The sequence below is a fragment of the Paractinoplanes abujensis genome (genome assembly GCF_014204895.1).
Lineage (GTDB): Bacteria > Actinomycetota > Actinomycetes > Mycobacteriales > Micromonosporaceae > Actinoplanes > Actinoplanes abujensis.
Genome location: NZ_JACHMF010000001.1, coordinates 3250053 through 3271722 on the forward strand (window position 1 = coordinate 3250053; position 21670 = coordinate 3271722).

The window sequence follows — 21670 nt, forward strand, 5'->3', positions numbered from 1 at the left end:
CGGACGGCGACCTGCTGGCCGGTCAGTGGCCCAGGGGGCAGAAGCACGAGCACAGCCGGCACCACGGCCACCCGTGTCGTACCTCTGCCCACCGGGATCTGCCTACCTGCGGACGGTGAGCACCGCGGTTTTCGGCTGCCCGACGTGGGCGACCTTGGCGGTGAAGGTGACGGGGGTGTCGGCGGAGACCCGGCCCGTACGGATGGTCATGTGGTAGCGGGTGGCGCCCGGCGGCACCTGCGACGAGCTGACGTTGCCGGCCACGAAGGCGTTGCTGCTGGAGAGGTTGACGATCAGTCCGTTGCGGGGTGCGGGCGAGCTGAAGGTCAGCGTGGCGGTCGCGTTCTTGCCCCCGTTGACCGGGTTGGGCGAGACGGTCAGCCCGGTCACGACGGGCGCCGGGGCTGTCGCGGTGAGGCGCACCCCGTAGCGGCCCGCGTCGCCCTGCACCGTCCTCGTGGTGATGACGTTGTCCTCCGGATAGATCTCCTGGTCCATGGTCGCCGCCACGACGCGGTAACGGCCGGCGTGCAGCGGGCCGGTGACGACCAGATCGCCGTCGATGCTGAAGGTCTGCTCGACCGACGCCCCGGTGCCGTCGGGCCCGGAGATGCCGACCGTGAGGCCACCCGCGCCGGCCCCGTTGTTCGCGAGCTGGGCACCGGCGCCGACGACCTCGGCCGTGTACGCCTGCCCCTCGACCGCGGTGAACTCGAACAGATCGATGTCGTGTGCGTACGGCTTGCCCGGCAGCGGCGTTCGCTCCTGGCAGATCGCCCGGTGCACCGTCTCGCCGGCGGCGATGGGTGCGGCGTTCTGCCCGCTGTCGTCGATCTCGTAGGCGTCCGGCGCGCAGGTCACCGCGGCCTGCGCGGCACCGGCCGGCACGAGCACGGCCGCCAGCAGAACACCGGCGGCGGCAAGGATTCGGGGCATCTCGTCTCCCTTGTGGAAGCTTGGTGGAAGCCCCGAACCCTGCCCGACGCCTTGATAGGGATGAGATAATTGAACCTTAAAGCGACGCTAAGAGTCAGACCCGTACGGCCGGGAAGTCGAGCACCGTCTCGCCGACCGAGTTGAAGTAGTTGGTGAACGTGTTGAGCGCGACGGCGGCCACGATCTCGCCGATCTCACCGTCGCCGTAACCCGCGGCACGCACCGCGTCGAGGTCGGCGTCGCTGACGAAACCCTTGGTCGCGATCACCTGCTTGGCGAAGGTCAGCGCGGCCTCCACCTTGGGGTCGGACGCCTGCCCCTTGCGCCCGGCGACCAGGTCGTCCTCGGAGAGTCCGGCCTTGGCCCCGAGCACGGTGTGCGCGGCCAGGCAGTAGCCGCACTCGTTCTCGACCGCCGCGACCAGGGCGATCTGTTCCTGCACCCGGCCCGGCAGCGAACCCTTGCTCAGCGCGCCGGAGAACTGCAGGTAGGCATCGAGCACGGCCGGCGAGTTGGCCATCGCCCGCATCATGTTCGGGGTGACGCCCAGGGCGCGCTCGACCCGGCCGAGCAGCGTGCGAGCCTGACCCTCGGCGGCGGCAGGGTCGACGGTGGCGATACGAGGCATGGCACTTCCTCTTTCCGTGCTTCTTGTTTGGCACTGCCAACTATATTCGCCGTGCGTCGCTCAGGTCCATATGGCGTGGGTTACAGGTCCTTGGCCTCGTGATCGGGACAGGTCACGCGCAGCTCCGCGTCACCGAACGGCGCGTCCACGAAGTTGCAGTGATGCGGCCGGGCAGGATCCTCCGGATGCGCCCGCGGAGCGAAGAACCGGCACGTCAGACACATCTGCGAGATCGGGATGGCCTTACGGTCCTGCAGTTGCAGCATCAACGTCGCCGTGCCCCGCAGCATCGCCGCGAAATCCTCCCGCGACAAAGCCGCCACGGCGCCGCTGAGAACCTCGGACTCGCCCCGCAACCGCTCGGCCTCCGCACGACCGGCCTCCGTCAGGCCCAGCAGCAACGCCCGCGCGTCCCCCGGATCACGGCTCGCCTCCAGCAACTCCTTCTTGCGCAACACCTTCACCGCGTCGGACACAGTCGGCGGCGTCGACGCCAAAGCCGCCACGATCTCCCCCTGCCGGATCGGCTGCGCCTTGCCCTGCAACAAAGTGACGATGTCAGCCTGCAACGGCGACAGATTGTGCGGGCCGGCGTTGCGCCAAGCCTCCATCCGCACAGCCTGCCCGAGCCGGGCCAGCCCGATCAGCAACTGACTCGACGCCGGCGGCCCCGGAACCTCCGCCATGCAAGCCGTCCTCTCCTAGTTGGCACTGCCGCAATTATGTGCCGATGCCACGCCGCCGCCACCAGCAGACCGGCACCCACCGCGAGCAGAAGCCGTACGCCGGTCGTGTGCAGCAACGCCGCGCCCGGAAGAAACGGCACCGGAACTGCCAGCAGCAGCGCGACAACCGTAGCCACAGCCCAGAACTGCACCGGCCGCGACGGCGTGACTGCACCGATGCCGTGCCACCGCACCAGCAGCCGGCGACGACCGACATGCACCAGGAGAGCCAGCAACCCGGCCGCGCCCAGCACGTGCATCACCGGCTCAACGACCGGCATTTGCAACTCGGCGAAGTCCAGCAGCAGATGACTCACCGCCCCGGCCACCGCCGACCAGCAGGCAACCCACCACGGGTGACGGCTGCGCCCGAGCACGCCGTAGTCGCGCAAAGCCAGCGGACCGGCCCGCGGCAGATGACTCGCCACCACCGGCGCCGCCCAGCGGATCAGCCAGGACAGGACCAGCGTCACCGGCACGCACCAGAACACGAAGCCGCGCAGGCCGTGCGACACCTTCCAGACCGGCAAGCCCGAGCCGTCCAAGGCGTACGCAAGATCGGGTGCTATCGACCCCACGACGAGCGCAACCCCGTCGAACCACCGCGGGCGCCACAGTTTGAGCCCTACGACCAGCGGATGAGTCGGAACAGTGAGCGCCATGCGGGGCACGCTATTGATCGGTTATGAAGATCCCGTGCGGGAAGCGGAGGGATCTTGCGCTGATGCGTTCAGGCGAGCCCTCTGGCCGCTGACTCACAAGCTTTAGAGCGTCCTAGGAACCTAGATTGTTGATAGTGGAGCTTTAGGCCTTTGCCGGACTTTCGCCCCACCTCTTGGCCATCCTAGGAACCTAGTTTGGTAGGGATCGGCCAGCTTGCCTGCTCCTGCAACCGCCTGACACGTGGGTCAGCTCAGACGGATTGGACCCGCACCGAGCGGCAGGACGACGGCTGTGCGCGGTTCGACGGGCGACCGAACGGCCGCAGAGCGACTCGCCGCCGTCGGCCGAGCGGCAGCACGGCGGCAACACGGCCGGACAGTGACCGAGCACCTGAGCGACGAGCCAAGCCCTGGCGCGGCCACCGGTACGTGGTCCGGCAGCAACCCCGGTCCCGGCGGCGTCACGTTCAACGGCACCACCTGCGCCGGCGGCACGGCGCCGGCACCGTGCACGATGCTCGTGCCGGGGCCGTTGACGGACACGATTGCGGTGCCGGCGCGGGTCGTGGTGGCGATCGACAAGTTTTCCGGACCGAGCACTCCCCCGGCCACCGCGCCGGTCAAGGTCTGGATGGCCGGCCATTTCGAGGCGGCCGGCGCGCAACGGATCGCCGGGCTGGTCGCCCCCGCCCTGCGCGAGCAGCCATCGGCCTGGCCGCGTACCTGAAGCCCTAAAGTGCCTGCTCCACGCTGCACCACCAGCTCGTCCGCCCGCCGACAGTGCTCATCGCCATCGGCGCGCCGTCGCGCGGGCAGTGGCCGCCGGTCTTGCGGTACGGGATCACCTTCAGCGTGTGCACGCCGCCGCCCGCGATCGCGGCCCGCACGGCCGAGCGGGTGGCCCGCAGCAGCCGCTGCACGTCGTCGTCGGTGAGTTTGTCGACGCGGCGGCCCGGGTTGAGGCGGGCGGCCCACAGGATCTGATCGGCCAGCAGGTTGCCGACCCCGGCCAGGGCCTCCTGGTCGAGCAGCCGCGCCTTGACCGGGGCCGTGCCGAAGGCCAGCGCCGCCCGGAACTGGGCCGGGGTGATCGTGGCCGCGTCCGGCCCGAGCGCCTCCACCGGCGGGTCCAGCCGCACCCGGCCGAGGCGCCGCGGATCGACCAGGATCAGCCGCCCGCCGTCGGCGAAGCTCAGCGCGAACCGCGACCACCGGTAGTCACCGGCCTGCCGCCGGCCCTCCCAGTAGTCGCCGCCGTCGACCTCGCCGCCGTCCGCATCGGCGATCACGATCTTGCCGGACATGCCGAGGTGGATGCCCAGTTCGGGCCCGTTGTCACCGGTGTCGCACCACATGCTCTTGCCGCGCCGGTGCGCCGCCACGAGCGTCCGCCCGAGCAGTGCGTCCCGGATCTGCCCGGGCCGGTGCGGCCGGCACACCCATGTGTCGGCGTCGTCCACGTCGACGATCTCGCGCCCCAACCCGGACCGCTCGATCACCGCCCGCGCCGACTCGACCTCCGGCAGTTCCGGCATGCTTCCTCCCGTACGACGATGCGACCCCGCTCCACCGGTGCCCCGATCAAGCGTCCCCAATCACGCGAGGTCGCCGTCCCGTGAGGTCACCCCCGATCGTGGCCGGAGCCGAACGCCCGAAGCCGAACGGCCGAGCCGAACGGCCGAGCCGAGCGGCCGAAGCCGAGCGCCCCCAGCCGAACGGCCGGAGCCGAAAGGCCGGAGCCGGGCGGTCAGGAGGCCATTCGTTCGCGCAGCGAGCGCGGCCGCAGGTCGGTCCAGGTCCGTTCCACGTATTCCAGGCACGCGGCGCGGGTGTCCTCGCCGAACGCGACAGACCAGCCGGCGGGCACGTCGACGAACGAGGGCCACAGGGAGTGCTGGTCCTCGTCGTTGACGAGCACCAGGTAGCGGCCGTCGGCGTCCTCGAAGGGGTTGGTCATCAGTTCGTCCTCTCGGATGCGGATACAGATGCGGATACGGCTGCGGAGGCGGGGGCGGGTGCGGGAGCGGATAAGGGTGCGGGGGTGGATACGGATTCGGAGGCGGTGAGCAGGTCGGTCAGGGTCCGGTTCGGGTCGGCCAGTGCGGCGGCCAGCAGGCGCCGGAAACGGGCGGCCAGCTCCGTCATCCGGTCGGGGTCGAAATGGTCGGCCGCGTATTCCAGGTCGCAGTGGATCGGGCGGTCACCGGCCGGCTCGTAGAAGCTGAGCGTCAGCTCGGCCCGCACGGCCCCGGTGGGCAGCGTGTCCATGGGCAGCCCGCCGACCTGCGCCAGCCGGGCCTCCTCGTGATGCACGATCAGCACCTGCGGGGTGCGGCCGAGCGCGTCGAACGGCAGGTCCTGACGATCGAAGGCACCAAGATCTGTTTCCCGTACGCGGGACAGCAGCTCGGCGAACGTCGGATCCCCATCCGTCCGGGTGCGCAGCACCACCGTGTTGAGGAAACAGCCCACGAGGTCGGCCAGTCCGGGCTCGGAACGGCCGGCCACCAGCGCCCCGACCGGCAGGTCGGTGCCTGCCCCGCTGCCGGTCAGCAGCGCGGCCAGGGCGGCCTGGAAGATCATGAACATGCTGGTGCCCGTACGCCGGGCCAGCTCGTCGACCGCCCGGTGGACGGCCGGGTCGAGCACGATCGGCACCAGGCCGCCGCGCCCCGTCGGTTGCTCCGGCCCGGGCCGGGCGCCGGGCAGGTCGAGCCGGGGCAGCCCGTCGAGTTGCGCCGTCCACCAGGCCCGCTGCCGGGCGTACCGTGAGCCGGGGTCGGCCGGGTCGCCCAGCAATTCGTACTGCCAGCGCGTGTAGTCCGCGTAGTCGACCGGCAGCGGTTCCCACGCCGTGCCCTCGTACGCGCAGGCCAGGTCGCGGATCAGCGGCACCGCCGACCATTCGTCGACGCCCAAGTGGTGCACGGTGAGCAGGACGGTCCGGGAGCCGAGCAGGCGGGCCCGCAGCGGCGCCCGGCCCGTCATGTCGACGGGTTCGCGGCTCAGCCGGGTCAGCTGCTCCTCCAGCGACTCGCCGGTGCGGTCGACGCGTTCCAGCACGGGCCGTTCGACGTCGACCCGCCACAGCTCCCCGGCCGCCCAGCGGTAGCCGGTGCGCAGGGGCGCGTGCCGGTCGACGACGGCGTCGAGCGCGGCCGCGAAGGCGTTCCCGTCGACGCCCCGGAAGACGAAGGCCAGGTCCCAGCCCCCGTGCGCGGTCGCCGCCAGGTGGCGTTGCGCGGGCGCGGCCCGGCCGTCGGCCTCCTCCCCGGCGGGCCGGGCGGTCAGGGCGGGCCGGGCCGGCGACGCGGGCCGGTCGACCAGCCGGGCCAGGCCGGCCACGGTCGGCGTGTCGAACACATCACGCACGCGCAGGTCGGCCCCGAACTCGGCCCGGACCGCGCCGATCAGCCGCATGCACGACATCGAGTGCCCGCCGAGCGCGAAGAAGTTGTCGTCCACACCCACCCGCGGCAGCCCGAGGATGTCGGCGAAGCGCGCCGCCAGCCGGGCCTGCACGTCGGTGATCGGCGCGGCGTCACCGGCCAGGGCCGCCCAGTCGGGCGCGGGCAGCCGGCGCCGGTCCACCTTGCCGTTCGGGGTGCGCGGCAGGTCGCCGTCGACCGCCACGACCAGCGCGGGCACCAGGTAGCTGGGCAGCCGGGCGGCGAGGTCGTCGCGCACGGCGACCGGGTCGACGTCGGCGTTCGCGGCCACGACGTAACCGACCAGCCGGGTCGTGTCGCCGGTGCCGTCGGCCACGACGACCGCCTGCGCCACGTCCGGGTGGGCGGTCAGGGCCGTCTCCACCTCGGCCGGCTCGATCCGGTGGCCCCGGATCTTGACCTGGTCGTCGACGCGGCCCAGGAAGTCGATCAGCCCGTCGGCCCGCCAGCGGGCCCGGTCGCCGGTGCGGTACATGCGGGCGCCGGGCGGCCCGTACGGGTCGGCCACGAACCGCTGCGCGGTCAGCTCCGGGCGGCCCAGGTAGCCGCGGGCCAGTCCGCGGCCGGCGATGTAGAGCTCACCGATCGCGCCCGGCGGCACCGGCTGCAGCCGCCGGTCCAGCACATAGGCCACCGTGTTGGGGTCGGGCCGGCCGATCGGCACCACGCCTTCCCAGGCCGGCGTGGCCCGCCACAGCGTCGAGTTGACGGTGGCCTCGGTCAGCCCGTACGCGACGAACAGGCGCAGCGTGGCGGCCCAGCGTGTGATCACCTCGGGCGGGACCTGCTCGGTGCCGACCAGCACGGTCAGGCCGGCCGGCAGTTCCGCGCCCGGCGGCAGCGCGGCCACCAGTGAGGGCGGCAGGATCGCGTGGCTCACCCCGTACCGGGAAAGCAGGTGGGTCAGGGCCGGGCCGGGTGTGCGCGCCTCGTCCGGCGCGATCACGAGCCGGGCGCCGGTGGCCAGCGCCATCGACACCTCGAAGGCGAACACGTCGAAGCCGATCGAGGCGAACTGCAGGATGCCGCTCGCGGCGGTCACGCCCATCGGGTCGACGGCCGTGGCGACCAGGCTGCCGATGCCCTCGTGGGTGACGGTGACGCCCTTGGGCCGGCCGGTCGAGCCGGAGGTGTAGATGACGTACGCGGCGTGGTCGATACCCTGCGGCGGCTGGGGCAGCTCGCCGGCGCCGGGCTCGTCGGCGCCGACCAGCACCCGATCAACACCGTCCACCGCAGGCAGGGTGCAGGCGACCGCCTCGGTGGTGAGCACGTGCCGGGTACCCGAGTCGGTCAGCATGAAGGCCAGCCGGTCGGCCGGATGCTGCAGGTCGAGCGGCAGGAACGCGGCGCCCAGTTCGAGCACGCCGAGCACCGCCACGATCGTCTCCAGCGAGCGCGGGGTGGCCACGGCGACGACGCTTTCGGGTCGCACCCCGCGCGCGGCGAGCACCCCGGCCAGGCGGTGGGCGCGGGCGGCGAGCTCGGCGTAGGTGAGCGTGCGGTCGCCGTCGACCACGGCGAGCGCGTCCGGCTGCTCGACGGCCCGCGCGGTGAACGCCTCGTGCAGGCTCAGTTCCTCGACCGTACGGGAGGAGTTGTTGAACCGGCGCAGCACGCGCTCGCGCTCGTCGCCGACCAGGATGCCGAGCCGGCTGACGGGCGCGTCCGGGGCGGCCACCGCCGCGGCGGCCACCGCGACCAGGCGCCGCGCCAGCAGTTCCACCGTCGTACGGTCGAACAGCTCCGTGCGGTAGACGAGCCGGGCGGTCGTGGCGTCCATCTCCACCACCAGGTCGAAGCGGGCGGTGCCGGTGTGAAGCGGCTCGTCCGCCACGGCGATCCCGGCCACCGTGAACGCGTCCGCCGTCTGGTTGCGATGCACGACCATGACTTGGAACAGCGGGTGCCGGGAGAGCGCGCGCGGCGGGTTGACCGCCTCCACGACCGCCTCGAACGGCACGTCCTGGTGCGCGAAGGCGGCCAGGTCGGTGTCGCGGACCCGGGCCAGCAGCGCGGCGAAGCTGGGGTCGCCGCTCAGGTCGGTGCGCAGCACGAGCGTGTTGACGAAGAAACCGACCAGGTCGTGCAGGTCCTCCTCGGTGCGGCCGGCGATCGGGGCACCGAGCGGGATGTCGTCGCCCGCCCCGAGCCGGTGCAGCAGGGCCGCGGTCAGGGCGTGGACCACCATGAACGGGCTGGCCCCGGCGGCCGCCGCCAGCTCGCGCAGGCCGCGCAGCACGCCGGCGGGCAGGTCGACGGTCACCTCGTCCCCGGCCGCGCCGGGCTCGGCCGGGCGGGGGCGGTCCAGCGGCAGCGGGATCTCCTCGGGCGCGCCGTCCAGGGTGGTGCGCCAGAAGCCGAGCTGCTCGGTCTCGACCTGGGCCAGCAGTTCCCGCTGCCACTGGGCGTAGTCGGCGTACTGCACCGGCAGCGTCGTCTGTTCGCGGCCCTCGTACGCCGCGGCCAGGTCGGCCAGGAACGGGCCGTCGGACCATTCGTCGGTCGCGATGTGGTGCAGCAGCAGGATCAGCACGTGGTCGTCGGGTCCGCGCCGGATGACCGTGGCCCGCAGCGGCAGATCGGCGGCCAGGTCGAACGGGCGGGCGGCGATCTCGGCCACGTCGCCGTCCCCGACCACTTCGAGCGGCGGGCGAGCCTCCGCCACGGGCAGGATCCGCTGGTACGGCTCGCCGTCGTGGGAGGCGATGACCGTACGGAGGACCTCGTGCTTGGCCACCACGGCGTGCAGCGCGTCGTGCAGCCGCTCGATGTCGAGCGGGCCGCGCAGGCGCAGCGTCAGCGGGAAGTTGTAGGCCGCGGACGGGCCGTGCATCTGGTCGAGGACCCACAGGCGGCGCTGGGCGAACGAGAGCGGTGGCCGCTCCCGTTGCGGGGCCGGCCTGAGAACGGGCCGGGCTGTCACGCTCGTGGTGACGCGTGCGGCCAGCTCGGCCACTGTCGGCGCCTCGAACAGGTCACGGATCGACAGGTCGGCCCCGAGCGCCGTACGGGCCCGGCTGACCAGGCGGATCGCGAGCAGGGAGTGACCGCCCAGCTCGAAGAAGCTGTCGTCGGCGCCCACTTCGGGCACTTCGAGCAGGTCGGCGTAGATCTGGCAGAGCGCGGTCTCGGCCGGCGTCGACGGGGGCCGGGTGCCCGCCGTGGTCGGCACGGTGGCCGCCGGCAGGGCCCGGACGTCGAGCTTGCCGTTGACCGTCAGCGGCAGACGGTCCACCGCGACCATCGCCGCCGGCACCATGTAGCCGGGCAGACGTTCCTTCACGTACGAGCGGACCTGCCCCAGCCCGGCCTCGTCGCCGGGCCACTCCGGACCCCGTACGAGGTAGCCGGCCAGCCGCTTGCCCGCATCGACCACCACGGCCGCCTGCTGCACCAGCGGATGCCCGGCCAGCGCCGACTCGACCTCGCCCAGCTCGACCCGGTAGCCGCGGATCTTGACCTGGTCGTCGGTGCGGCCCAGGAAGTCGAGGTTGCCGTCGGGGCGGCGGCGCACGAGGTCGCCGGTGCGGTACATCCGCTCCCCCGGCCCGCCGTACGGGTCGGCCACGAAGCGCTCGGCGGTCAGCCCGGTCTGCCGGTGGTAGCCGCGGGCCAGCCCGATCCCGGCGATGTAGAGCTCGCCGGGCGCACCCGGGGCGGCCGGGCGCAGGAACTCGTCGAGAATGTAGGCACGGGTGTTCCAGATGGCCCGCCCGACGGTCGGGGTGGCGCTGTCCCCGGTGCCACCGCCGAGCGTGTTGATCGTGTATTCGGTCGGCCCGTACAGGTTGTAGCCGGTCACCCCGTCGGTGTCGCGCAGCCGGCTCCACACCGAGTCGGGCACGGCCTCCCCGCCCAGCAGCACGAGCGGCGGCCGGTTGTCCAGAAGCCCCTGCTCGATCAGGTGGTGGGCGTAGGTCGGGGTCACGTTGACGACGTCGATGCCGTGCTCGTCGCAGTAGGCGACCAGGCCCGCGGCGTCGCGGCGCAGCTGCTCGTCGCAGACGTGCACCTCGTGCCCCTCGACCAGCCAGAGCAGTTCCTCCCACGACATGTCGAAGGCGAACGACACGGTGTGTGCGATCCGCAGCCGCCGCCCGGCCGCCGCCACGACCGGCGAGAAGATGGCCTCGCGGTGATTGAGCTGCATGTTCGTCAGGCCCCGGTACGGCGTGACGACACCCTTGGGCCGCCCGGTCGAGCCGGAGGTGTAGATGATGTACGCCGGGTGTTCGAGCCGCCCCGGGACGCCGCGGTGGCCGGGCAGCGGGTCGCCGGGGAAGTCGATCGGCGCGTCCAGGTCCACCACGGGCACGTCGGCCGGCGGCAGCAGCCCGCGCACCGAGGTGCAGGTGAGCACGCACATGGGTTCGGTGTCGGCCAGCATCAACGCGAGCCGCTCGGCCGGCAGGTCCATTTCCAGAGGCAGATAAGCGCTTCCCGTACGCAACACCGCGAACAGGGCGGCCACCATGTCCAGCGTGCGTGGCAACGCGAGCGCGACCACCTGCTCCGGGCCGGCCCCGCGGGCCAGCAGCAACCGGGCGATCCGGTTGACCCGCGCGTCGAGTTCCGCGTACGTGAGCCGCTGCTCACCCGCCACCAGAGCGATCGCGTCCGGGGTGCGGGCGGCCTGGTCGGCCAGCAAGTCGGCCACGGTGTCGTCGCCGACCGGGTTGCGGGTGCGGTCCCAGTCGTCCCGCAGGATCGCCACGTCGTCCACGGTGAGCAGGTCGAGGGCGCCGACGGCCCGCTCCGGCGTGGTCGTGATGCGATCGAGCACGGCGGCCAGCCGGTCCAGCAGCGCCCGCGCGGCCGGACCGTCGACGACCTCGGGCCGGTGGTCGAGCGCGATCCGGAACCGGCGGCCCGGCGTGACGACCAGGGTCAGCGGATAGTGGGTGGCGTCCACGCTGTCGACGACGGTGAAGTCGTGCCGGCGTTCCCGGTCGGCCGACTCGTTCTCGTCGACGAAGTTCTGCATCACGTACAGGGTGTCGAAGAGCTGAGCGTGCCCGGCCGCGCGCTGGATGTCGGCCAGGCCCACGTGGTCGTAGTTCATCAGCTCCAGGCGTTGGTCCTGCAGGCGCCGCAGCAGGTCCAGCACGGACTCGCGCGGGTCGGGCGTCACCCGTACGGCAACGGTGTTGAGGAACAGGCCGACGATGCTGTCGACCAGCGGGACGTCACCGTGCCGCCCGGCCACGGTCATGCCGAAGACCACGTCGCCGCGCCCGGTGAACCCGCCCAGCACCAGCCCCCAGGCCGCGCTGAACACGGTGTTGAGGGTCAGGCCGTGCGTACGGGCGGCGTCGCGCAGCCGCTGCGAGGAAGCCTCGTCCAGCTCGACCGTGTGCCGCTCGGGCAGCGCCGGAGCGAGGCTGCGGCCGGCCGGCCCGATCATCGTCGGCTCGGTCAGCCCGGCCAGGGCCGCCCGCCAGTGCTCGATCGCGGCCGCCTTGTCCTGCCCGGCCAGCCAGGCCAGGTGGTCACGGTAGGAGCCGGCCGGGGGCAGGCCGGTGGCGTCGCCGTCCCGCTCGTACAGGGTGAACAGCTGCTCGACGAACAGCTCCTCGGACCAGCCGTCCCACAGGATCAGGTGGTGGCTGACGATCAGCCGGTCCCGCCCGTCCGGCCGCCGGACGACGGTGAGCCGGCACAGCGGCGGCCTGTCGAGGTCGAACGGCCGGGCCCGGTCCCGCGCCATCGCCTCGGCCACGGCCGCGTCCGAATCGGCCACCACCTCGTCGATCGGCAGGTCCAACCCGTGCGGGACGAACTGCACCGGCCGGCTCAGCCCTTCGCTGGCGAACCCGGCGCGCATGCCGTCGTTGCGGGCCAGCAGCGCCCGCCCGGCCCGCCGCAGACGGCCGAGGTCGACCCGGAAACCGAGGTCGAACGCGTCCTGCCCCGTGTAGACGTCGAGCGCCCCGGCCTCGTAACTCGCGTGGAAGTAGAGGCCCTCCTGCAGCGGCGAGAGCGGCCAGACGTCCCCGTCGGTGATCTCCCGTACGCGAACCCGGTCGTCCTCGGACAGCCGGAGCAGCGCAGGCCCCAACCCTTGCAGGGCCGCGGACCACGCGTCGGCGACAGCGGTGACGTCCTGCTCGCTCAGCGGCCCGTCGGCCCACGTCCAGGTGGTGACCAGCTCGGGGCCGTGCGCCGTCTCCTCGCAGACGACGTCGACCTGCAGCAGGTGCGCCAGGTCGAGGCCGCCGTTCACCTCGGTGGGCAAGTCGACCGGGGTCCACGGCTCGCCCGTGCCCGCCGGGAACCGCCCGTAGTAGTTGAAAAGGACCTGCGGCGCGGGGAAACGGGCCAGGATGGGCGCGGTCTGCGCGTTGAGGTGCCGCACCATGCCGTAGCCGAGCCCACCGTCGGGCGCGGCCCGCAACTGCTCCCCGATCCGGCCGGCATCAGCACCGTCGAGCCGCACCGGTTGGACGGCGGTGAGCCACCCGACCGTACGGGCCAGGTCCAGCCCCGGCTCGATCTGCTCCCGGCCGTGCCGCTCCACCTCGACCAGCAGCTCGCCGCCGTCCGCGCCCCGCACTGCCTGGTACAGCGCGGCCAGCAACGTCTCGGTGATCTCGGCCGTCAGCAAGGCCCGCGTCTCGGCCGGGCCCAGCCGGGTGGTGCGGCGGCGGGCCACAGTCCCGGCCACGGCGGCGCCCGGCCGCAGCTCGGCGCCCGGGGCCAGCACCTGCATCCAGTGCTCCAGCTCGGCCAGCCGCTGCGGGGCCTGCGCCTGGGCCTGCACGGCCTGGGCGTAGCGGCGCAGCGACGTACCCACGGCCGGAAGCGCCGTGCCGGCGGCGGCCAGGGCCAGGTCGTCGAGCAGGATCCGCCAGGAGACGCCGTCCACGACCAGGTGGTGGGCCATGAGCAACAGCCGGCCGGGCCGGTCACCGGCGTCGAACCAGACGGCCTGCACCATCCGCCCCGCGTCCGGATCGAGCCGATCGGTGGCGGCGGACGCCTCGGTGGTGATCACCTCGGCCAGGTCGTCCTCCTGGAGCGCCGACACGTCAACGCGCCGGATCAACTCCCCGGCGTCGACCGCCCGGGTGACCTCCTGCGTCCACAGCACCGAGGCGATCCGGCGCAACCGCAGCCGCAGGCCGTCATGCCGGTCCAGCACCGCCTGCAGAACCCGGGTCACGTCGGCGTGCGCCGGCACGTGGAGCAGGACCGGCAGGGTGAACCGGTCGATCGAGTTCCCGGTGTCCCGCAGCCAGTGCACGATCGGCAGCAGCGGCACGTCCCCGACCCCGTCGGACTCCACCATCGGCTCGGACTTGCCCGGCACCTCCACTGCAACAGCCGGAAGGCCGGCCACCAACGCCCGAGGCGTCCGAAGGGCAAGCACATCCCGCGGCGCGATCCCCATGCCGAGCCGCCGAGCCCGGCTCGACACCGCGATGGACAGAATGCTGTCCCCGCCCAGAGCGAAGAAGTCACCCTCGGGACCCACCTCGGCCACGTTCAGCACCGCAGCGAAGATGTCGGCCAGCGCCCGCTCGCGCTCATCCCGCGGCCGCCCCGAGGATCCCGCAGGCACACTACCTGCCCCGCTCACACCCCCCGCCAACCCGGCGACGGAATCGATCACCTCGGCTGTGCCGACCACTTCCCGAGCGCCGACCACTGCATCAACGTCGACGGCCTCGCCAGTATTGACCGCCCCATCAATGTTGACCGCCCCACTCGTATTGACGCCACGGCCCGTATTGAGCGCGCCCTCAATGTTGACGGCATTACCCGCGTTGACGGCGCCATCAATGTTGACCGCATCGCTCGTGCTGACGCCACCGCCCACATTGACCGCACAGTCAATGTTGACGGCACTACCCGCATTGACGGCGCCATCAATGTTGACCGCATCGCTCGTGCTCACGCCACCGTCCGTGCTGACGTCACCGCCCATATTGACCGCACTATCAATGTTGACGGCACTACCTGCATTGACGGCGCCATCAATGTCGACGGCATTGCCAGTATTGCCTTGATTGCTCGTGTTGACTTGATTGCTCGTGTTGACTTGATTGCTCGTGTTGACTGCGTTGACGGAAGCCGGAGCCGATGCGGGAGCGATGATCGCTTCTCGATCGACCTTGCCGTTCGCGTTCAGGGGCATCGTGTCCATCACCAGCACAGCTGAAGGCACGAGCGCCGCAGGCAGGGCCGTGGCCGCCGCCGCGAGCAGGGCCGGTCCGTTCGGGGCAAGGCCGTCCAAACCGGTGCGGTTCACAGCGGCGCTGTCCACAACACGGCCATCCACAGCTCGGCCGCCCACAACAGCGCCGTCCACAACACGGCTCTCCACCGGCCGGCTGTCCACCGCCCGGCTGTGCGCCACAGCGCCTTCCGCGAGTTGGCTGTGCGCGACAGCAGCATCCACAACGGGGCTGGGTGCGGTGGGGCGTCGGGCCGGTACTACGCAGGCCACCAAGTTGATGCCGCCTGTCGGGGTGGGGCGGGCGACCACCGCGGCCTGGGCCACGCCGGGCTGGGAGAGCAGCCAGGACTCGATCTCGGACGGGTCGATCCGGGTGCCGCGGATCTTGAGTTCGTCGTCGGCTCGGCCTACGTAGGTCAGGGTGCCGCCGGGGGTGCGGCGGACCACGTCGCCGGTGCGGTACATGCGGGTGCCGGGTGGGCCGGACGGGTCGGCCACGAAGCGGTGGGACGTCTCGGCGGGGCGGCCCTGGTAGCCGCGGGCCAGCTGGGCGCCGGCCACGTACAGCTCGCCCTCGACGGCCGGCTGCAGGTGGTCGTCGAGCACGTACAGGCGGGTGTTGGCCACGGGGGCCCCGATGGGGACGGCGGGGCCGTGGGTGCCGTCGTTGGGCCACCACGTGACCTGGACGGCCGTCTCGGTCGGGCCGTAGAAGTTGTCCAGGCGGGTGCCGGTGAGCTCGTGCCACCGGCGGGCCAGGTCGCCGGTCAGGGCTTCGCCGCCGCTGGAGACCCAGCGCAGCGTGGACGTCCAGGTGGTGTCGTCGCGGGCCGCGTCGGAGAGCAGGAAAGCCGCGGCCAGGGACGGCACCATCGTGAGGGCGGTGACGCGGTGGCGGCGGATCAGGGCGGCCAGGTCGGCCGGGTCCTGGGCGGCGTCCGCGGGCGGCAGCACGACGGCGGCGCCGGCGTACAGGGGCCAGAAGATCTCCCAGACCGACGTGTCGAAGCCGATCGGGGCCAGCTGCAGCATCCGGTCGGCGCCGTCGAGCGGGAACTGGCGGCGGGACCATTCCAGCTGGTTGACGACGGCTCGGTGGCTGACCAGCACGCCCTTGGGCCGGCCGGTCGAGCCGGAGGTGTAGAGCAAGTAGGCGGGGTGGTCGGGACGGAGACGCGTGACGACCGGCGCAGCGGTCACCGGGTGGTCGCCGACCAGCACGTACGTGCGGCGGGGCAGCCGGTCCACCAGGTCGCCGGTGGTGACGACCAGGGTGGCGCCGGCGTCGTCGAGCACGGTGGTGAGACGGTCGGCGGGGTGGGCGGGGTCGAGCGGCAGGTAGGCGGCGCCGGATTTCAGCACGCCGAGCAGCGCGACGATCAGCTCGACGCGGCGGGGTGCGGCCACGGCGACGATCCGTTCGGGGCCGGCCCCTTGCGCGATCAGGCGGGCGGCCAGGTCGTTGGAGCGGTCGTCCAGCTCGCGGTAGGTCAGGCTGCGTTCGCCGGCCAGCACGGCCACCGCGGACGGGGTGCGGGCGGCCTGCGCGGCGATCGCGGCGGGCAGCGTGGTGTCGGGGACGTCGAGGACCGGGCCTTCCAGCGCGGGCAGGGCCGTGTGGTGGGGGGCGATCCGGCCGACCGGTTCGGCGGGTGTGTGGACGACCGCGGTGAGCAGCTGGGCCAGTCCGGCGCGGAGCTGCTTCAGGGTGGCGGGGCTGATCCGGGCCGGGTCGTATTCGACGGTCAGGCCCAGCCGCGGGCCGGGGGTCACGAGCAGGCTGACCGGGTAGTGGGTGGCTTCGCGGAAGGTGACGCCGGTGACCCGCAGGCCTTCCGAGGCCAGTCCGGTGTGGTCGGGGTAGTTCTCCAGCACGACGAGCGAGTCGAACAGTTCCCCCACGCCGGCCAGGCGCTGGATCGCGGCCAGGCCGAGGTGCTGGTGGTCGAGCAGGGCGGCCTGCTCGCCGGAGAGCCGGACCAGCACGTCGATCAGGGGCTCGGCGGCGTGCCAGCGCACCCGTACGGGGACGGTGTTGATGAACAGGCCGATCATCGATTCGATGCCGGGCACGTCGGCTTGGCGGCCGGAGACCGTGCTGCCGAAGGCGACGTCGTGGCGGCCGGTCAGGTGGCCCAGCAGCAGGCCCCAGGCGCCGTGCAGCACCGCGCCGAGGGTGAGCCCGTGGGCCCGGGTCCGCCGCGTCAGCCCGGTGGCGACGTCGTCCGGCAGCTCCACGACGACCTGCCGTACGGGGCCGGGGGCCGCGGAGGGCGAGGCGAGCAGTGTGGGCTCGGTGAAGCCGGTCAGGGCGGCCCGCCAGGCGTCGGCGGCGGCCTGCTGGTCGCGGCCGGCCAGCCACTCCAGGTAGCGGCGGTACGGGGTGACCGCGGCCGGTCGCGGTGGCCGGCCGTGCGGGGCGTAGCCGTCGAGCAGGTCGCGCAGGAACACGGCGACCGACCAGCCGTCGGTGACGATGTGGTGGTGGGTCAGCACGAGCGTGTGCCGGTCGGGGGCGTGCCGCACGAGCAGGCAGCGCAGCAGCGGCGGCGTCGCCAGGTCGAAGCCGGCGTCGCGTTCCTCGGCCAGCAGCGCGTCCGTGACCGAGTCAGCCGGCACGACCCGCCACGGGGCGACCACACCGTCCACGACGACCTGCACGATCCGGCCGTCGGCCAGGTCGCGGAACCCGGCCCGCAGCGGCGCGTGCCGGTCCAGCACGCCCTGCACGGAGCGGCGCAGCGCGTCGGCGTCCAGCGGACCGTCCAGGGTGACGAGTTGCTGCACCTCGTAGCGGTCGGTGCTGTCACCGGCGTGGAAGTAGAAGCCCATTTGCAGCGGCGTCAACGGCAGCACGTCGTCGGCGGCCAGGGAGTCCACGTCCTCCTGGGTGAGTGGCACCAGCGGGAAGTCGGACGGGGTGTGGCCCCCGGCGCCGGGCGCGGAGGCGTGCGCGACCAGGGCGGTCAGGGCGGTGAACCAGCCCTGGGCCAGCTCGGTCACGGCCGCCTCGTCGATCAGGGCCGCCGGGTAGGCCCAGGTCACGCCGAGGCGCGGCCCGTCCGGGTAGTCCTCGGTGAAGGCGTTGACCTCCAGCGTGTACGGGGCGACGGGCATGTCGGCGTCGTAGCCGCCGGCCAGCACGCCGGCGCCGGGCACGGGGGTCCACGGCGCGTCCGGGCCGGTGGCGACGGCGAACCGGCCCAGGTAGTTGAAGCTGATCTGCGGCACCGGCAGCTCGGCCAGCACGGCCGCGGTGCCGGGGTTGAGGTAGCGCAGCAGCCCGTAGCCGAGGCCGTGGTCGGGCACGGCGTTGAGCTGTTCCTTGACCCGCTTCAGCGCGGTGCCGACGTCGTCCGGGCCGGGATCCAGCCGTACGGGAAAAATGCTCGTGAACCAGCCGAGCGTGCGCGACAGGCGTGCCGCCGGGTCGATCTGCTCCTCGCGGCCGTGGCCTTCCAGGGCGATCAGCGGGGGCGGCGTGTCGATGCCGCGGGCCCGCCGCCAGTCGGTGACGGCCAGCGCGAGCGCGGTCAGCAGCACGTCGTTGACCCCGGCGTGGAAGGCCGCGGGCACGGTGGTGAGCAGCGCGCTCGTGTGGTCGGCGGAGAGACGCAAAGTCAGCCGCCGTACGGTCTCCAGGTCGGCGACCGGGTCGAGCGCACGGCTTCCGAAGGCCGGGTCGGGGCCGCTCAGCTGCGCGGTCCAGTGCGTGAGTTCGGCGATCCGGCCGGGCCGGTGCGCGTCCGCGGTGACGATCTCGGCCCAGCGCTTCAGGGGCGTGCCGATCGGGGCCGGGGCGGTGCCCGCCCCCGCCTCGGCCAGGTCGGGCAGCAGGATCCGCCACGAGACGCCGTCGACGACGATGTGGTGCACGACCAGCACCAGATAGCCGGGGTCGAGGTGGACGGCCTGCGCCATCACCCCGGCCGACGGGTCGAGCCGCCGCCCGGCCTGCTGCGCCGCGTCGTCGGCCAGGGTGCGGATCTGGCTCTCGGTCAGCCCGGCGGCGTCGATCCGCTGCAGCCACTGTGCGGTGTCGACCGAGCCGGGCGGCGCGATCACGAGCCGGCTGGGGGTGCCGCGGACGAGCCGGGAGCGCAGCACGTCGTGCCGGTCGGCGATCGCCTGCAGCGTGCGGGGAAGGTCGGCGCCGGCCGGGACGCGTACGAGAAGCCACTGGTTGAAGGCTTGGAAGTCGCCGCCGCACTCGTCGAGCCAGGTCATGATCGGCAGCAGCGGCATCTCACCCACGCCCGCCGACGGGTCGTCGTCCACGTCGTCGCCGGTGGTGGTGAGCACGGGGGCCAGCGCGGCCACCGTGCGGTGCTGGAAGACTTGCCGCGGGGTGACCACCAGCCCGGCCTGGCGGGCCCGGATGACCAGCTGGATCGACACGATGCTGTCGCCGCCGAGCGCGAAGAAGTCGTCGTCCACACCCACTTCGGGCAGGCCCAGCACTTCGGCGTAGAGGGCGCAGAGCACCTCCTCGCGGGCGTCGCGGGCGGCCCCGCCGGTGGTCAGCGCGGCGAAGTCGGGGGCGGGCAGCGCGGCCCGGTCGACCTTGCCCGCGGTGGTCATCGGGATGCGGTCGAGCGGCACGAACGACGACGGCACCATGTAGTCGGGCAGCCAGCTGCGGGCGTGGGCGCGCAGGAGGTTCATGAGCGCGTGGGCGTCGCGGAAGGGGGCCGGCCGGTTCGCGTACGGGGGCGGGTTGCCCGAGGGCCGGTAGGCGGGCTGCGGCGTCAGGCCGGGCGGTGTGAAGACCACGTCGAGGCGGCCGTCGGAAGCGCCCGCGGTGAAGGTGACCTCGGCGTGCCAGCCGTGCCGCTCGGCCAGCCGGTACAGGTCCTCCGGGTCGTGGCCGCCGGGAGCGCTGCCGGTGAGGGCCGCGACGTCCGCGGCGAGCCGGGCGTTGGGCAGGCCGCTGATCCGCACCGGGGTCTCGCCGGTGAAGGACAGCTCGTCCCACGTGATCTCGTCGGCCGGCGCGGCCCGGAAGGTGGGGGCGGTCCGCAGCACCACGTCGTAGCGGTGACGGGTGAGCTCGTTGTGGAAACGTCCGCGCTTGACCCACACGGCCGCGGACGTCACGCCGGGCAGGGTGGCGAACAGGTCAGGGTCGACGAGCAGTTCGCCTTCCCACAGCACCGCGCGCCGCACCGCGTCCGGGTCGGCCTTCTGATGCCGTACGGCCTCGATGCCCGCCCGCAGCGCCGGCAGCGTCAGCAGGTGCCGCACGTCGCCCAGGAACACCGAGCCACCCGGCGCGAGCAGCCCGAACGCTTTGGTCAGCACGTCGATCAGGTAGTCGGCGGAGGGGAAGTACTGCGCCACCGAGTTGATCACGATGGTGTCGAAGTACCCGGGCGGCAGCCCGTCCACGTCGTCGGCGGGCCGGGCCGACAGTTCGACGCCGGGGAAATGCCCGCGCAGCGTGTGGATCGCTTCTTCGGAGAGATCGGTTCCCCAGTACGCCTCGACGTGCGGGGCGATCCGCGACAGGAGCAGGCCGCTGCCGACGCCGATCTCGAGCACCCGCCGCGGCTGCAGCGCGAAAATCGCGTCGACGGTGGCGTCGCGCCATTCGCGCATCTGCTCGACCGGGATCGGCAGCCCGTCGTAGCTGCTGTTCCAGCCGGTGAAGTTCTCGGCCCAGGACTCGGTGCGGCCGGCCGTGTAGAGCAGTTCGTGCAGCTCCTTCCACTGCTCGACCTGTTCCGCCGGGCCGTCCAGCCGGGGCACCACGTAGGCGGCCAGCCGCACGTCGCCCGGTTTGTCCTCGCGGGCCACGACGGCGACCTGGGCCACCGCGGGGTGCCGGCCGATCACGGTCTCGATCTCGCCCGGCTCGATCCGGTAGCCGCGCACCTTGACCTGGTTGTCGGCGCGCCCGACGAATTCGAGCCGCCCGTCCTCGCGCAGCCGCACCAGGTCACCGGTGCGGTAGAGGCGTTCCCCCGGTTTCCCGTACGGGTCGGCGACGAATCGCTCGGCGGTCAGCGCGGGCCGCCCCAGGTAGCCGCGGGCCAGCCCGGACCCGCCCAGGTAGAGCTCGCCGACGGCGCCCGCCGCGACCGGGCGCAGCGCGGCGTCGAGCACGTGGCAGGTGGTGCCGGGGTCGGCCACGCCGATGGGCACGGTGGCGCCGGGCGGCGTGTCCGGGTCGCACCGGCCGAGCGTCGAGTTGACGGTGGCCTCGGTCGGCCCGTACGCGTTGAACATGGGCCGGCCCCGCGCCCACCGGTTGACCAGTTCGGCCGAGACCCGTTCGGTGCCGGCCAGCAGCGTCGCGCCGGCCGGCAGGGTGCAGTCGGCGGGCATGGCGGCCAGCAACGCGGGCGGCAGGATCATCATGGTCACGCCGTGCTCGTGGGCGTAGCCGGCGAGTTCGGGGCCGGGCACCCGCCGCTCGGCCGGCACGACCACCAGGCGGCCGCCGGTGAGCAGGCCGTTGCACAGGTCGAAGAAGGCCACGTCGAAGCTGGGCGAGGCGAACTGCAGGACCCGGCTGTGCGGGCCCAGCCCGAGCCGTTCGGTCGCGGTGGCCAGCAGCTTGGCCACGCCCGAGTGCGACACGACGACACCCTTGGGCCGGCCGGTCGAGCCGGAGGTGTAGATGACGTACGCGGCGTTGTCCGGGGTCAGCGCGGGGGCCGGTGCGGTGGCCGGGTGCGGCTCGGCGGCCAGGTCCTCCAGCCGCACCGCGTCGCCGGGCAGCACGGTGGCCAGGCCGGCGGTGCTGAGCACGCAGATCGGCGCGGCGTCGCGGAGCAGGTAGGCGATCCGCTCGGCCGGGTACTCGGGGTCGATCGGCAGGTAGGCCGCGCCCGCCTTGAGCACGGCCACCTCGGCCACGATCAGGTCGGCCGAGCGGGGCAGGCACAGCCCGACCACCTGTTCCGGTCCGGCGCCGCGGGCGATCAGCGCGTGGGCCAGACGGTTGGCCCGCTCGTCGAGTTCGGCGTAGGTGAGGGCGGTGTCCTCGTGGACGACTGCCACCGCCCCGGGTCGTTGGCGCACCTGGGCCGAGAACAGTTCGGGCCAGGTGGCCAGGGTCACGACAGACTCGGTTCGGGCGATTT

General features: G+C 72.9%; 8 protein-coding genes. 1 reads left to right on the plus strand and 7 read right to left on the minus strand.

What is annotated here, in order from left to right:
• Window positions 1-102: 102 nt before the first annotated feature.
• The 4 genes from BKA14_RS14715 to BKA14_RS14730 form a co-directional block, all read right to left on the minus strand.
• Entirely contained in the window at window positions 103-936 is an 834-nt protein-coding gene (locus BKA14_RS14715) for a hypothetical protein (protein ID WP_184951495.1), read from the minus strand.
• A 94-nt stretch (window positions 937-1030) separates the two neighbouring features.
• Complete coding sequence (locus BKA14_RS14720) at window positions 1031-1564, minus strand: carboxymuconolactone decarboxylase family protein (RefSeq protein ID WP_184951496.1); 534 nt, start codon at window positions 1562-1564, stop codon at window positions 1031-1033.
• A gap of 80 nt (window positions 1565-1644) precedes the next feature.
• Window positions 1645-2250, minus strand: a complete 606-nt coding sequence (locus BKA14_RS14725) for a MarR family winged helix-turn-helix transcriptional regulator (protein WP_184951497.1) — start codon at window positions 2248-2250, stop codon at window positions 1645-1647.
• On the minus strand, window positions 2208-2951 hold the full coding sequence (locus BKA14_RS14730) for a DUF4184 family protein (protein ID WP_184951498.1): 744 nt from the start codon (window positions 2949-2951) through the stop codon (window positions 2208-2210). The genes BKA14_RS14725 and BKA14_RS14730 overlap by 43 nt, the downstream gene beginning before the upstream one ends.
• A 379-nt stretch (window positions 2952-3330) precedes the next feature.
• Between BKA14_RS14730 and BKA14_RS14735 the strand changes: the two genes are divergently transcribed.
• Window positions 3331-3678 (plus strand): hypothetical protein, encoded by a 348-nt coding sequence (locus BKA14_RS14735; RefSeq protein ID WP_184951499.1) that lies wholly within the window; start codon window positions 3331-3333, stop codon window positions 3676-3678.
• A 4-nt stretch (window positions 3679-3682) separates the two neighbouring features.
• Here the strand turns inward: BKA14_RS14735 and BKA14_RS14740 are convergent, their stop codons facing one another.
• From BKA14_RS14740 to BKA14_RS14750, 3 genes are all read right to left on the minus strand, one after another.
• Window positions 3683-4486, minus strand: a complete 804-nt coding sequence (locus tag BKA14_RS14740) for an Fpg/Nei family DNA glycosylase (RefSeq protein ID WP_184951500.1) — start codon at window positions 4484-4486, stop codon at window positions 3683-3685.
• Between the two features lie 212 nt (window positions 4487-4698).
• Window positions 4699-4911, minus strand: coding sequence for an MbtH family protein (locus BKA14_RS14745; RefSeq protein ID WP_184956758.1), 213 nt, complete (start codon window positions 4909-4911; stop codon window positions 4699-4701).
• A complete protein-coding gene (locus tag BKA14_RS14750; RefSeq protein ID WP_184951501.1) occupies window positions 4908-21647 on the minus strand; it encodes a non-ribosomal peptide synthetase in 16740 nt (5579 codons plus the stop codon). The genes BKA14_RS14745 and BKA14_RS14750 overlap by 4 nt, the downstream gene beginning before the upstream one ends.
• Between the last annotated feature and the right edge of the window lie 23 nt (window positions 21648-21670).